Consider the following 15,211-nt stretch of genomic DNA (forward strand, 5'->3'; position numbering starts at 1 on the left):
ACTAAAAGAGACTATTTCTATAGAAAGGAGTCGTTTCGATGGATCCTTTACAGGAACTTTGGCAAGTGGTGAGCGAGTACTTTCGTGAGCACTTGACCAAGGGAAGTTTCGATACCTGGATCTTGGGCCTCAAGCCCCTGCGGATGGATCATGATGTCTTATACATCGAAGCTGTTTCCCAACTGCACAAAAAACACATTGAATCCAATTATATGATGCAGCTGCAACAGGTGATTTATGACTACCTAGGCCGGGAAATTCGGATCGAAATTACACTCGACAACCAACAAGCGGGGAGCAATCATTTAGACTTCGGACCAGCAGCCAATCCTGGCCAAGCCCCCGCTGACAATCGCACCGCTAACCGACATAGCGACTTAAACCCTAAGTATACCTTCGAAAACTTTGTAGTAGGCGAAGGAAATAAAATGGCCCATGCCGCTGCCTTAGCCGTGGCTGAAGGTCCAGGCCGAGACTATAATCCCCTCTTCTTCTATGGGGGCGTAGGACTAGGAAAAACCCATCTCATGCAAGCGATTGGCCACGAAGTTTTACGGACTCATCCTGATGCCATTGTCAAATATGTCACCAGTGAGACCTTTACCAATGACTTTATTGAAGCGATTCGGACCAATACCATGCCGGACTTCCATCAAGCCTACCGCCATGTTGACATGCTCTTGGTCGATGATATTCAATTTATCGGTAACAAGCAGTCGACCCAAGAAGAGTTCTTCCATACCTTTAACGCCCTCTACAATAATAATAAGCATATCGTCCTTACCAGTGACCGCGATGCCAGTCAAATTCCTGAGTTAGAAGATCGGCTGGTTTCCCGCTTTAAGCAAGGCTTATCGACGGATATTACCCCACCAGATTTAGAAACCCGGATTGCCATTTTGCGCAACAAAGCCAAGGTGAACGGCATTGATATCCCAGACGAGACCCTCTCCTATATCGCTGGTCAAATTGATACCAATATTCGCGAGCTAGAGGGAGCCCTCACCAGTGTTCAAGCCTATGCGGTCATGAACCAAGAAGAGCTCAGTCCTGATGTCGCCGCCAGGGCCTTATCCAATTATCGCGACGCCAATACCAAAAAGGTACCAAGTATTGCTGAAATTCAAGAAACCGTAGCCGATTACTTTGACCTGACTGTTGCCGATTTAAAAGGGAAGAAACGGAAACGGGACATTGTCGTTCCCCGGCAAATTGCCATGTTCCTCTCTCGGGAAATTACGGATGCCTCCCTACCTAAAATTGGCCAAGAATTCGGCGGCAAAGACCATACCACTGTCCTCCATGCCCATGAAAAAATCTCAGAAGCCATGAAATCAGCCACTGAGATTAAAGAAAATGTTGAAAGTATTCAAAATTTACTCAAACGTTAGGGTTTTAGCCGACTCTCCTAGCCTCAAGGCAGGCAAAGTGAGCTTTTTATGCTAAACTAATAGAAGAAAAAGGCCTGTGGATAACTAGCTAACTTAGCCACAAGCCTTCCCACAACTTATCCACAAGTGGAAAAGTTTTAAGGTCACTTCTTTGAGGAAGTTTTCAACAGCTTCCACATGACCTACTACTATTACTATACTATTAATATATATATAAATAAGCACGCATCCAGCAAAGGAGCTTTTTATGAAATTTACAATTAAACGTTCCATCTTTGTTGACCATTTAAACAATGTCCAACGAGCGATTTCCTCACGGACAACTATTCCTATACTCACTGGAATTAAAATCGCTGTTCTGGATTCAGGAATCATCCTTACTGGTAGTGATTCAACCATTTCGATTGAAATTTATATTTCTAAAGAAGATGAAAGCAACCAGTTATCGATTGCTGAGACAGGGTCTATTGTTCTCCCTTCCCGTTTCCTCGGTGACATTGTCAAAAAACTTCCTGAAGACCAACTGACCTTGGAAGTCCAAGATAACTTACAAACTGTTATCCGTTCGGGAGAATCCGTCTTTAACCTCAATGGGACTGCCGGCAGCGAATACCCCACTCTCCCTGAAATTGATGCCGATTCGACCTATGTCTTACCGGGTCATCTCTTTAAACGGGTGGTTAACCACACCATTATTTCGGTATCTAACCAACAAATCCGCCCACTCTTTACCGGGGTTCACTTTATCCTGGCCGATGAACAACTGAAAGCGGTATCAACCGACTCCCACCGGCTCAGTCAACGAATTGTGCCTTTGACCATGCCAGAAGAAAGCCAAGGTAAAGCTTTAGAGATCAATATTCCAGGGCAAACTCTGACCGAGCTTACCCGCTTAGTGGATGATAATGAAGATATTGAGATGATGGTCACCGATAACCAAGTCCTCTTTAAGATTGATAATGTCTACCTTTATTCCAGACTGTTAGAAGGAAATTATCCCGATACCGACCGCTTGTTGAGCTTGGATTACAACACGAAAATTAAAGTCGATGCCCAAGAACTGGTTCACGCAGTAGAACGGGCTTTAATCTTAAGCCACCAAGGCAAGAACAATGTGGTTAAGCTTTCCCTTTCCCAAGAAGAAGCCATTCTTTCCGGTCATTCTTCTGAGATTGGTTACGTTAAGGAAAAACTCAGCCTCTTAAGCTTTGAAGGCGATGACTTGGAAATTTCCTTTAACCCCGACTACTTACGGGAGGCTTTGCGGAGTTTTGGCGGCCAAGATGTGGTCATTCGTTTCGTTAACCCGACCCACTCCTTTATCTTGACCCCAAGTGAAGATGAAGATGAATTTAACATGGTTCAACTCATCACCCCAATCCGGACACCTGGTAATTAAGTGAATCATTAATAAAAAGAGCCTGGGACAAAAGTCCCAGGCTCTTTTTAAAACACGAACTTTCTATTCAAAACGTGCTCCAAAAGTCAGCCCTGACGTCCACTTCATACAGGGTGTAAGATTTGGCGTATAGGCTTGGATGGTTGGAGCAAGTCAGAATAAAAGCGAAGCATTCGCTTGTTTCTGACTTGTGAAATCACTCCAAGCCTGCCAAATTGAACCCAACTACGAACTATGTGCGATAGTTTTGCAACTATCTACCATAGTTCGCTCCAGTTGCTATAGCTGTTCGAAGCGCAAGCGAGTTACAGATATAGTATGCGTAGCTCTTCAGGGCTCTATTGGCTTTTGTCACACTCTCGTCTCCTACGATTAGTCAAGTAAAAATCAGTATAAAGTTACTAAATATATATAGTGTTATTTAGAAATTTAATCTTTTGAATATTCTACGGAAAATTTGGCATGCTAAATAAGCCTCTGTATTGAGACTTTTAAAAATTTTAGTTACTATAAAAATGAATTAGTTGCGGTGAGAGGCATTTAATTCATAATCATACTTCGTATGATGATTGAATAGCGCGTATAGGCATTTAAGCAGCTTATTCATACACGCTATAACAGCTACCTTATGGCATTTATTAAAGGGTGGCTGTTTTTTTGTATAGTAATAATCAACGATATGATTTGGCGCATGTCTCTGGGCGCGAATCATATTGGTAATAATGATATAAAGTATTTTTCTAGCTTTTTTATTTCCACGTTTGTTGATATGGTCTCGGCCTATAAATTTACCTGATTGATAGCGTCTAATATCAATTCCGACATAGGCATTTAATTGTTTGTGGTTCTCGAATCGGGATAAATCACCTAATTCTGCAATTAACTGACAAGCCGACAGTTGCCCAATCCCTGGTACACTGGCATAAATTATAAATTCAGAAAACTGACGTCCCAAAGCAATCATCTTATCTTGAATAAGTTCTTTTTGATTAATTAAATTTTTTAGATGTGCGGCATAAAAACTGAGCACCTGACAATAAAAACTGTCCTTATGGACAGAAGGATAGGAAGAAGCTGCACACTCAATGATTTGATCAGCTTTTTGAAAAGCTCTTTGCTTAGAGATATTTTTTAATGTTGACTTTTTCAATATATTTTTGATGACTGTTCGAGAGGTTTCTAGCACATAGTCGGGATGTGGGTATTTTTCAATAATAGTTAAAGCAAATTCATTTTTTAATTTAGAGAAAACTTTTTCGATACCAGGAAAGCAAAGATAGATACCTTCTAAAAACTTAACATAGAGTCTGTCGATACCTTCTTGTAGTTCTAAATAATAAGCATTCATGCGCTTCATTTCTTCATAGCGAAGCTCTTTCCTTACCGAAGGTTGAAAGTTAAAATTTGACATGATTTGTGCCAATTTATGAGCATCTGCTTGGTCTGTTTTATTTCTTCTTAATGTCAAACCATTAGTTCGATTGTACACTTCTAAAGGATTCAAACTGTGGTAAGTTAAATGATTTTTGTGACAAAATCGTTCAAGTGGCTTTGAATAGATACCTGTCGTTTCAAAAGCAAGAGTCACTTCCCCAGGGATCTGTTGGATATTCTGTAACAGTTCTTCAAATCCCTTACGAGTGAATTCCAAAAGGCTTTCCTCAATACATCTATTATTTTTATACAGAACTTGTGTCGCTTTTCCTTTGGAAACATCAAATGCATATAAATACTTAGTCATTTCTAGCTTCCTTTCGTAATGGTTTGAAAGATTTTCACTTCATTGTTCTTATCCTAATTTCCTAAACACGAGCTCACAGCTCAACATACTTAAACCAAAATTAAAAACAAGAGTGAAAGAATCCGTTTTTTAATTCGGGCTCCTAGCCCTTGAGAGTTTGTCCGGATTATCCTTTCACTTACACTATATCTGAAAATAGAAATAGCTCGAAGATAAATCCGTCGATTTACCTTCGAGCTAATCTTAGTATGTTTTTTTACTGGAATTTTTTCTCTTTCAAAAGCTTATCTTGCTCAGTTTTAGACAAGCGTTTTTATTGCATGCTGAAACCGGTTACTTTACTATAAAATTAACAAAAGGAGGCATGACAATGACAATTGAAAGACAAGTTGACGACAAATATCTCACTACCTTTATCCATGAATCAGAAGCCGGCCATGCGGAAGGGATTATCTATCCTGAAAATGAAGAAGAAATCGTTGAAGCCGTAAAGAAAGCCCAAGCTGAAGGGAAGAAACTCGTGACAATTGGTGGGCATACGGCTCTGGCTGGTGGCACTTATCCTCAAGGTGAAATCCTCTTAAACCTAGAAAAAATGAATCAAATCCTCGACCTCGATAAGGAAACCTTGACCTTGACCGTGGAAGCGGGCGTGACCCTCAACCAAGTCCGTGACTATTTAGCGGGGAGTGGGCTCTTCTATGCTCCTGACCCTGGTGAAAAACGGGCCACCGTAGCAGGGAACGCTGCGACCAATGCCGGTGGGATGCGGGCCATTAAATATGGGGTGACCCGGGACAATATCCGTTCCATGCGGGTGGTTTTAGCCAATAGTGAAGTGATTAATGTGGGCAGCTTGAATAATAAGGATTCCTCAGGCTACGACTTGAAGGACCTCTTCATCGGTTCAGAAGGGACCTTGGGCATTATCAGTCAATTACAATTGAAATTGCGGGTGGAACCCCAATATGAGAACTCCCTCTTAATCGGTTTTGACCGCTTAGAGGAATTAGGACCGGTCATTTATGAAATCTTGCATTCCTCTGTGGCGCCAACCGCCCTGGAAATGTTTGAACATGATGCCATCACCTACGCTAAGGAACTGCTCGGTAAGGAAATGCCAAGTAAAACGGGTCAAGCCTTCCTCTTAGTTACCCTCAGTGGTAACCAGGAAGCGGCCATCCAAAAAGATCTGGAAAACTTGGAAAAAATCGCTCAAAATGCGGGGGCTTTAGCGACTGAACTCTTAAGTGGACAAGTGGAAAAAGGAGTTTGGGACATCCGTGACCATATCCTCTCAGGAATTTATAAGGCAGGCCCCATGCGCTTAGATGACCCTGTCGTTCCGGTCAATAAGATCACTCAAGCCATCAATAAATCCAAAGAGATTGCCGATGACTTAGGGATTGCCTCTACTTTCTTTGGTCATGCCGGGGATGGTAATATTCATATCTGCCTCATGAAGAAGGAACTCAGTGACCAAGAATGGGAAGACCGACTCCACCAATATGACCTCCGCCTTTATGACTTCTTAGCTGAAAACGGCGGCCTCCCTTCTGGAGAACATGGAATTGGTCTCGAACGGGTGAAATTCATGCCCATCTTCTTCTCTGAAACAGAATTAAATACCATGAAAGCCATTAAAAAAGCCCTCGACCCCAATAACCTCCTCAACCCAGGCCGGGTCATTGAAGTAGACGAGTAAAAACGACAATTGAAAGCAAATGAAGCTGGGACGACATCCCAGCTTTTTTATGGCTAAGTTCACAAGTAGAGAGACTGTTCGTCCTAGTTTCAACTTAATTTTTTACTTATCCGCACTTAAAGTCCATTTCATATGCCAAACTTTCATTTTTAGGCTTTAATGGACTTCTAAAAAGCATTAGTAGGAAGTGGCTAAAAGAGGCTCTAGTGGAAAATAGGGCCTTTTTTTGCTTATATAGAGGATTTGGGGTATAATATTACTTGAATAAGGGAGACAAATCGTACTCTAAGAGACCGAATTGGAGTACGCTTTTTTAGTTTAAAGTAAAGGGAGGCGGTGTGTGATGTCAGACGTAGATATTGTCGCCATCGATACCGAGTATATTACGCTCGGGCAGTTATTGAAGGCACTGGGTTATATCCAAACTGGAGGCCAGGCGAAAATTTACCTGGCCAATTACCCAGTGATCTTAGACGGTCAGGAGGAACAAAGACGGGGCAAGAAACTTTATCCCGGCTCTGTGGTTGAATTTCCGCATGAAGGAGCCATTTACGCCATTCGAGGGGCTAGCGCAAGCGATCCACTAGCAGATCACCATGCACCTTAAGTCACTTTACTTAAAGGACTTCCGTAATTACGACCAGGTCACCATGGACTTTGATCCTGGAATCAATGTCTTTATCGGCGACAACGCCCAAGGCAAGACCAACCTGATCGAAGCCATTTATATGCTGTCTTTGGCCCGGAGTCATCGGACGGCTAAGGAGCGGGAAGTGATCCGCTTCGGAGCTGACTTTGCCCGGATTGAAGGCCGGGTTGCCAAGAAGAATGGAGAGATTCCTTTATCCCTCACCATGACCAAAAAAGGCAAGATCGCCAAGCTCAACCGCCTGCAACAAGAGCGGCTGAGTGACTATATTGGGGCCTTCAATGTGGTGCTCTTTGCCCCGGAAGACCTGGAACTTGTCAAGGGTGCTCCGCAATTGCGCCGTACCTTTATTGACCGGGAGCTGAGTCAAATGAACCCGACCTACCTCTATGACTCCAGTAATTACCAGCACCTGCTCAAGCAGCGCAATACCTATTTGAAGCAGCTGCAACGGCGGGAAGCCCATGATAAGTTGTATTTGAATGTCTTAACCGAACAGTTGGTGGACTTTGCTAGTCGGATGATGGTCCAGCGTTTCCAATTCATTCAGAAATTGGAAGCCTATGCCAAGCCTATCCATGCCCAATTATCCATGGATAAGGAGACTCTCACCCTGGCCTACCAAGCCAGCCTGACTGTTGATGAGACCTCCACGGTGGACCAATTAAAAACTGAGCTCATGGACAAATTTCAGTCCATCCAAGAACGTGAAATTGAAGTGGGCTCTACCCAAATTGGTCCCCAGCGTGATGATTTAAAATTAATGATTAATGATAAAGTCGTTCAACAATACGGGTCCCAAGGCCAACAGCGGACTACGGTTTTGAGTTTGAAGTTGGCAGAAATTGAATGCATGCACGAAACCCTGGGGGAATACCCCATACTATTATTAGATGATGTCTTAAGTGAATTGGACGACCAGCGTCAAACCCATCTGCTGAAAACGATTGAAAAGAAAGTTCAAACCTTCCTGACTACAACCAGTATGGAAGGCATCCAGGCAGATAAGATTGATGATCCTGACCTCTTTACCATTAAGGCGGGTCAGGTGGAATTGAAGGAGTGAATCAAGCAAGATGGCAGAAAATCAAGCAAATAATTCCGAACACGAACAACCTCAAAACCATAATCCCAAAGATAAAAATCAGCCCAACCAGGCCGGAGAATATAATGCCAGCCAAATCCAAGTCCTTGAGGGCTTAGAAGCGGTGCGTAAGCGGCCCGGGATGTATATCGGCTCGACCGGGGCTCCTGGTCTCCACCACTTAGTTTGGGAAATCGTCGATAATTCCATTGACGAAGCCCTGGCTGGTTATGCGGACAAGATTGATATCAAGATTGAAAGTGATGGTTCCATTACCGTGATCGATAATGGGCGGGGGATTCCGGTCGATATCCAGGAAAAAACCGGCCGCCCCGCGGTGGAAACCGTCTTTACCGTCCTCCATGCCGGGGGAAAATTCGGCGGTGGCGGTTATAAGGTCTCCGGGGGCTTACACGGTGTGGGGGCTTCCGTCGTTAACGCGCTTTCAACCAAACTCCGGGTCGAAGTCTACCGGGATGGTAAGATTTACCAGCAAGAATACAGCCGCGGACACATTGTTTCCGACTTGAAAGTGGTCGGTGAAAGCGATAAGACCGGTACCGTGGTAAATTTTGTGGCCGATCCTGAGATCTTTACCGATACCACTGACTATGACTTCCAAACCCTCAATAAACGGGTCCGGGAACTGGCCTTTTTGAATAAGGGCTTGCATATTACCCTGGAAGACCGCCGCGAGGAAGATTCACAGGAAGTCGCCTACCAATATGAAGGTGGGATTAAAGAATACGTCCAATACCTGAATGAAAATAAGGAAATCCTCTTTGAAGAACCGGTTTACTTGGAAGGACAAATGGATGATATTGAAGTGGAAGTCGCCTTCCAATATACGGCTGGCTACCATAGCAATTTCATGTCCTTTGCCAACAATATCCATACCTTTGAAGGTGGGACCCATGAGTCGGGGATTAAGACGGCCCTCACCCGGACCATCAACGACTATGCCCGCAGTCAGAACCTGCTCAAGGAAAAAGATGATAACTTGTCCGGGGAAGATGTCCGTGAAGGCTTAACCCTGATTGTTTCTATCCGCCACCCTAATCCGCAATTTGAAGGGCAAACCAAGATGAAACTGGGGAACTCAGAAGTTCGGACCATTACTGACCGTCTCTTTGGTCAACATTTGGAACAATTCCTATATGAGACCCCAAACATTGCCCGGCAAATTGTCGATAAAGGGATTCTGGCTTCTAAGGCTCGGCAAGCCGCTAAACGGGCCCGGGAAATGACCCGGAAGAAGTCGGGCTTAGAGATCTCTAACCTGCCGGGTAAATTAGCTGACTGTTCTAGCCGGGTACCTGAAGAATGCGAACTCTTCATCGTCGAAGGGAATTCTGCGGGCGGCTCAGCCAAATTAGGTCGGGACCGCCACTTCCAAGCCATCTTACCCATTCGTGGGAAGATCTTGAATGTGGAGAAGGCCTCCATGGATCGGATCCTGGCCAATGAGGAAATTCGCTCCCTCTTTACTGCCATGGGAACCGGTTGGGGCAATGATTTTGATGTGACCAAGGCCCGTTACCATAAACTGGTGATCATGACCGATGCCGACGTCGACGGGGCCCATATTCGGACCCTCTTATTAACCCTGATTTATCGCTACATGCGTCCCCTACTTGATGCGGGCTATATCTACATTGCGGTACCACCGCTTTATCAAGTCCGCCAAGGTAAGAACGTCCATTATGTCAACAGTGACCAAGAACTCAATGATTATATGAAGACCCTAGCGGAACGTCCTCGTCCGGCTGTCCAACGTTATAAGGGGCTGGGGGAAATGGACGCTGAACAATTATGGGAAACCACGATGGACCCCACCCAGCGGCAAATGCTGCAAGTGACGGTTGATGATGCTCAGGAAGCGGACCGGAATATCTCCATGCTGATGGGGGACTTAGTCGCACCACGGCGTGATTTTATCGAGAATAATGCGACCTATGCCACCATCGACTTATAGAAAGGAAGGTTGATAATCAATGGTTGAAGAACATAAACAACCCGCGCCACGTGAAATATCACATGAAATGCGTAACTCCTTCCTGGATTATGCCATGTCTGTTATCGTCGCCCGGGCCCTCCCCGATGTGCGTGACGGCCTCAAACCCGTTCATCGCCGGATTCTCTATGGGATGAATGAACTCGGTGTCACCCCGGACAAACCCTATAAGAAGTCAGCCCGGATTGTCGGGGACGTTATGGGTAAGTACCACCCCCATGGGGACTCAGCGATTTATGAATCCATGGTGCGGATGGCCCAAGACTTCTCCTACCGCTACATGTTAGTTGATGGGCACGGGAACTTTGGATCGGTCGACGGTGACCAAGCTGCTGCTATGCGTTATACCGAGGCCCGTCTCAGTAAGATCGCCCTGGAAATGGTCCGCGATATTAATAAAAATACGGTAGACTTTATCCCTAACTATGATGGCGAAGAACGGGAACCCGAAGTTCTCCCTTCCCGCTTCCCTAACCTCTTAGTTAACGGTGCGACTGGGATTGCTGTAGGGATGACCACCAATATTCCGCCCCACAATTTAAGTGAAGTTATCCAGGCTCTCCATATTTTGATGAAGAACCCTCAGGCCACTACCCAAGACCTGATGGAAGCCCTTCCTGGTCCCGACTTTCCGACCGCGGGAATCGTGATTGGTAAGGCTGGGATTAAGAAAGCTTATGAAACCGGGAAGGGCCGGATTATCGTCCGCGCCCGGGCCGAAATTGATACCATGGCCAGCGGTAAGGAACGTATTATCGTCAGCGAAATTCCTTACATGGTCAACAAGGCCAAGTTAGTGGAACGGATTGCCGACTTGGCTCGTGATAAACGGATTGACGGGATTACCGCGGTCCGTGATGAAACCGGCCGTCAAGGCATGCGGATTGTGATTGAATGCCGCAAAGACGCCAGTGCTAGCGTGATCTTGAACAACCTTTTCAAGCAAACGCAAATGCAAACCAACTTTAACTTTAATATGGTGGCCATTGACCAAGGCGTGCCCAAGACCCTTAGTCTCAAGCAAATTCTTAGACGTTACCTGGACCACCAAGAAGAAATTATTCGGCGCCGGTCCATCTTTGAAAAGGAAAAAGCGGAAGCCAGAGCCCATATCTTAGAAGGCTTACAGATCGCTTTAGACCACATAGATGAGATCGTTAACATCCTAAGGTCATCCAAGACCGGTGACCAAGCCAAGACGATCTTTATGGACCAATACGGTCTATCTGATAAGCAAGCCCAAGCCATCCTAGACATGCGCTTAGTCCGATTGACCGGTTTGGAACGGGAAAAGATCGATAATGAGCACAAGGATCTGATGGCAGAAATTGCCTACTTGAATGAAGTCTTAGCTAGCGAAGAAAAACGTTATGAAATTATCTACCAAGAACTCTTAGAAATTGAAAAACGCTTCGGTGACGAACGTCGGACCGAAATTCGTGTGGGTGAAATTACTAATTTAGAGGATGAAGACTTAATTGAAGAAAGCAATGTCCTCATTACCCTCTCACGTAAGGGTTATATCAAGCGGGTAGAAGACTCGGAATACCGGACCCAAAACCGGGGCGGACGTGGCGTGAAAGGCATGGCCTTACAGGATGGCGACCATATTGATGCCATGCTGTCGACCTCGACCCACGATGTCATCCTCTGCTTTACTGACCGCGGCCGGGTCTTCCAAATTAAGGGCTATGAAATCCCTGAATACGGCCGGGCAGCCAAGGGTCTCCCCATTGTCAATCTTCTCAATCTCCAAGAAGATGAACAAGTCCGCGGGGTCATCAATGTGACTCCAAGTGACAAGGAAACGGATAGTGAAGACTATTTCTTCTTCGTCACCAAGCAAGGAACCGTCAAACGGACTCCAGTGGAGGAATACTTCAATATTAGAAATAACGGTTTGATTGCTATTAATCTCCGTGATGATGATGAATTAGTGGCTGTCTTACAAACTAGTGGAGAGGATAATATTATTCTCGGTTCCCACCAAGGTTACGCGGTGTCCTTTGCTGAAGACGATGTCCGCTCTATGGGTCGGACGGCGACTGGTGTTCGTGGTATCCGCCTCGATCAGGACGACTATGTGGTTGGTGCCTCGATTTTAGGCCCTGACCAAGATGTCTTGATCGTTACCGAAAAAGGCTACGGCAAACGGACGCCTGCCGATGAGTACAGCATCAAACACCGCGGGGGTAAGGGCGTGAAAACCGTCAACATTACCGAAAAGAACGGTCCTTTGGTTGGTTTAGCTACCGTTGATTTGGATGAAGATATCATGCTGATGACTGATGAAGGCGTGGTGATTCGCTTCCATTCCGTTGATATCTCTCAAACCGGTCGGGCAACCCAGGGGGTTCGTCTCATGCGTTTAGATGAAGCTGCCCATGTGTCGACCATGGCTGTGGTTGATCCAGAGGAAGTAGATGAGGAAGAAGTCGTGGCCAGCGATCCGGAACAAAGAGGTCAATATGCGACTGAAACCGGCCTCAGTGACCCTGACATTGATTCTGGGGATGATAATGCCCCAGACCGACTCAGCCAAGAGCAAATTCGCGATAAAATGCAAGATTTCTCCAGCCAAGTCTTAGAAGAAGACGATAGTCAGGCTTCTGATGGAGACTAGTTGAATAAGGCTTGATATCAGTGCCTATAAAATGAGCCTGCGCCAAAAGTTGGTAAAAATGACAACTTTTGGCGCAGGCTTTTTTTTGTGGGTCCTTGCTTAAAAGCTAAAGCCTTAGCTAAAATAGATCAAAAGGACATTGTTGCTATTCACAAATAATAGCCGATTACTTTTTGACTTTATCCGACCTCTCCTTTACACTTTAATTAGTCATATATATATGATAAAATTTAACTCATAGAGTATTTAACAGGTATATTCCTTATTATTTATCAAATACTAAGCTAAAAATTGTGTTTTCTTTTATAGAATAATACAATAGTCATGGATAAGTAAGCGGTTTTATTAGGTGATTAAAGGAGGGAAACACCCCATGTTACAAGCACGTCATTTACGCAAGACTTTTGGCGATGTAGTGGCTGTTGACGATGTTTCTTTCGATCTTGAACCAGGAAAAATCTTGGGGATGATTGGTCGAAACGGGTCAGGAAAAACCACTATTTTCCGTTTGATTTTGAATTTTTTAACCCCAGAGAATGGTGGAGAGGTCTTATGGAACGATAAACCCATGAGTGACCAAGTCTATGATACGATTGGTTATCTCCCGGAAGAACGCGGGCTCTATGAAAAGATGACCATTGAGCAACAAATCCTCTATTTTGCCCAGTTACGAGGCATGGAGAAAAAAGCTGTCCTCGACCGGATTGATGAGTGGATGGAGCGTTTCGAGGTTAAGGGAAAACGGACCGATAAGATTAATAGTCTCTCTAAAGGGAACCAACAAAAGGTCCAACTGATTGCGACTCTGATCCATGAACCTGATTTTATTATCTTGGACGAGCCCTTTTCCGGCTTAGACCCAGTTAACGCGGACCTTTTGAAACAAGGTATCTTGTACCTACGTGATAAGGGCTCATCGATCATCTTCTCCAGTCATAATATGAATAATGTGGAGGCCATCTGTGATGATATGCTGATGATCCATGATGGTGAGCAAGTTCTCTACGGGAAGATTCGGGAAATCCGGGAGAGCTTTGGACGAACCCGGATTGAAGTTGAAGCGCCTGATTGGACCAAGGACCAGTTACAAGCCCTGGAAGGTGTGGACCATGTAGTAGTCAAGGAAGATAACTACTACCGGCTCTACTTGACGGATGAGTCTTACGGGCCAGTAATTTTCCAAAGCCTGACCCAAGGCAACTACATTCGCCACTTTAGCCAACAACCACCAACCCTGGAAGAAATCTTCAAAATGAAAGCAGGTGGACATAATGAATAAACTATGGGTCGTTATTCGTGAAGTTTATCGAAAAAATGTCAAATCGGGATCCTTTATCTTTATGGTCCTCTCGCCCTTAATCTTTATCGGGATTATTGCTGCGGTGGCTTACTTTGTTTCTCAAAGTGAAAGCAGTTCGCCTGATCAAATTGCCGTAGTCGATGCGGATCCGGGACTGGTAGAAGTCCTGAAAACCGTGGATAATGGTGACCTGGACTTTCATTTTGATCGTAATCAAGACCAAGCCCGCCAAGCCTTAGCTGACGGGGAAGTCGATGGCATGCTAAAAATGGACCAGGCAGATGGCCAGCTCAAAGCGACCTATTACGGTAAGAATGGCCTGGCACAAAATCCTAAACTGACCCTGCAACAGACCCTAAGTCAATATCAGATGATGGTCAATGCCCAGGCTTCTGGGATTTCTCAGGATCAATTAGGGGCAGTCATGAATGCTCAGGTGCCGATTGAAGAAGTTGCGATCAATGTCAATGATGACGGTAGCGTCACTGAAGAAAACAAGGACGCCATGAATGAGATGGGACGAACAGGAGTCGCTTCCATTGCCTCCTTTATTATCTTTTACTTCCTGATGTTCTTTATCAATATCATTATCCAAGAAGTGGCAGCTGAAAAAGGTTCACGGATTATGGAAATTATCCTCTCCAGCATTCCGGCTAAAACCCACTTCTATGGGAAACTCTTGGGCGTGGTTCTAATGATCCTGACCCAAGTCGGGATCTATGTCCTCCTCTTTATTCTTTGGCGGATTCTTTCCACTCAATTCGGCATTCTCAGCCTACCGGAGGAATTGACCCAATTGATTGATATTAAAGCCTTTATTGCTAACAACAAGACCATGTTAGGGGTCAGTGGCCTCCTAGCCCTGATGGGAATTGTGACTTATGTGGCTTTAGCCGCTTTCTTAGGCTCCTTAGTCACCAAGACCGAAGACGCTCAAAAGGTGTCTCAACCCGTGATCTGGTTAGGGTTGATCGGTTTCTATATCGGTTTCTTTGGCCAACAAGCCGGCACCGATACCGCCTTCTACCGGATCTGCTCACAGATTCCTTTCTTTACCCCCTTCATTATGCCCTTCCGTTTAGCGGATTATTCAGTGGAATGGGCTGAGGTCATTGTCGCCATTGGGATTTCTTTGGTGACTATGGTACTGATCTTTATCTTTGCCACCAGCCTCTACAAGAGCAATGTCTTGGCCTACAGTGATAAGGGGCCATGGGATACCTTCAAACAATCCATTTCGCTATGGAAGAGTGAACGCCAAGTCAAAAGTAAATAATCAAGGTCTTTAACTAATTAATATGTCAG

The 15,211-nt window shown here is 44.9% G+C and carries 10 protein-coding genes; 9 read left to right on the top strand and 1 reads right to left on the bottom strand.

Going from position 1 to position 15,211, the window contains the following annotated elements:
* Window positions 1-38 precede the first annotated feature (38 nt).
* The gene (dnaA, locus tag HMPREF9243_RS00020) at window positions 39-1,391 is read left to right on the top strand and encodes a chromosomal replication initiator protein DnaA (RefSeq protein WP_013669115.1); all 1,353 of its coding nucleotides are present in this window, start codon (window positions 39-41) and stop codon (window positions 1,389-1,391) included.
* A 247-nt stretch (window positions 1,392-1,638) separates the two neighbouring features.
* On the top strand, window positions 1,639-2,790 hold the full coding sequence (gene dnaN, locus HMPREF9243_RS00025; protein WP_013669885.1) for a DNA polymerase III subunit beta: 1,152 nt from the start codon (window positions 1,639-1,641) through the stop codon (window positions 2,788-2,790).
* Window positions 2,791-3,310: 520 nt separating this feature from the next.
* Here the strand turns inward: dnaN and HMPREF9243_RS00030 are convergent.
* Window positions 3,311-4,531, bottom strand: coding sequence for an IS110 family transposase (locus HMPREF9243_RS00030; protein ID WP_013668936.1), 1,221 nt, complete (start codon window positions 4,529-4,531; stop codon window positions 3,311-3,313).
* Between the two features lie 370 nt (window positions 4,532-4,901).
* Between HMPREF9243_RS00030 and HMPREF9243_RS00035 the strand changes: the two genes are divergently transcribed.
* From HMPREF9243_RS00035 to HMPREF9243_RS00065, 7 genes are all read left to right on the top strand, one after another.
* Window positions 4,902-6,236, top strand: coding sequence for an FAD-binding oxidoreductase (locus HMPREF9243_RS00035; RefSeq protein ID WP_013669365.1), 1,335 nt, complete (start codon window positions 4,902-4,904; stop codon window positions 6,234-6,236).
* 343 nt (window positions 6,237-6,579) lie between these two features.
* The gene (yaaA, locus tag HMPREF9243_RS00040; RefSeq protein ID WP_013668823.1) at window positions 6,580-6,843 is read left to right on the top strand and encodes a S4 domain-containing protein YaaA; all 264 of its coding nucleotides are present in this window, start codon (window positions 6,580-6,582) and stop codon (window positions 6,841-6,843) included.
* Window positions 6,833-7,951, top strand: coding sequence for a DNA replication/repair protein RecF (gene recF / locus HMPREF9243_RS00045; protein WP_013669202.1), 1,119 nt, complete (start codon window positions 6,833-6,835; stop codon window positions 7,949-7,951). The genes yaaA and recF overlap by 11 nt, the downstream gene beginning before the upstream one ends.
* Before the next feature lie 10 nt (window positions 7,952-7,961).
* Window positions 7,962-9,944, top strand: a complete 1,983-nt coding sequence (gene gyrB, locus HMPREF9243_RS00050) for a DNA topoisomerase (ATP-hydrolyzing) subunit B (RefSeq protein ID WP_013668651.1) — start codon at window positions 7,962-7,964, stop codon at window positions 9,942-9,944.
* Between the two features lie 19 nt (window positions 9,945-9,963).
* Window positions 9,964-12,606, top strand: coding sequence for a DNA gyrase subunit A (gene gyrA, locus HMPREF9243_RS00055; RefSeq protein WP_013669047.1), 2,643 nt, complete (start codon window positions 9,964-9,966; stop codon window positions 12,604-12,606).
* A gap of 373 nt (window positions 12,607-12,979) precedes the next feature.
* Entirely contained in the window at window positions 12,980-13,885 is a 906-nt protein-coding gene (locus tag HMPREF9243_RS00060; protein ID WP_013669797.1) for an ABC transporter ATP-binding protein, read from the top strand.
* Window positions 13,878-15,182: an ABC transporter permease gene (locus tag HMPREF9243_RS00065; protein WP_013669024.1), complete on the top strand. Its 1,305-nt coding sequence runs from the start codon at window positions 13,878-13,880 to the stop codon at window positions 15,180-15,182. The genes HMPREF9243_RS00060 and HMPREF9243_RS00065 overlap by 8 nt, the downstream gene beginning before the upstream one ends.
* Window positions 15,183-15,211 lie beyond the last annotated feature (29 nt).

The organism is Aerococcus sp. Group 1, assembly GCF_000193205.1.
In the GTDB taxonomy this organism is placed as follows: domain Bacteria; phylum Bacillota; class Bacilli; order Lactobacillales; family Aerococcaceae; genus Aerococcus; species Aerococcus urinae_A.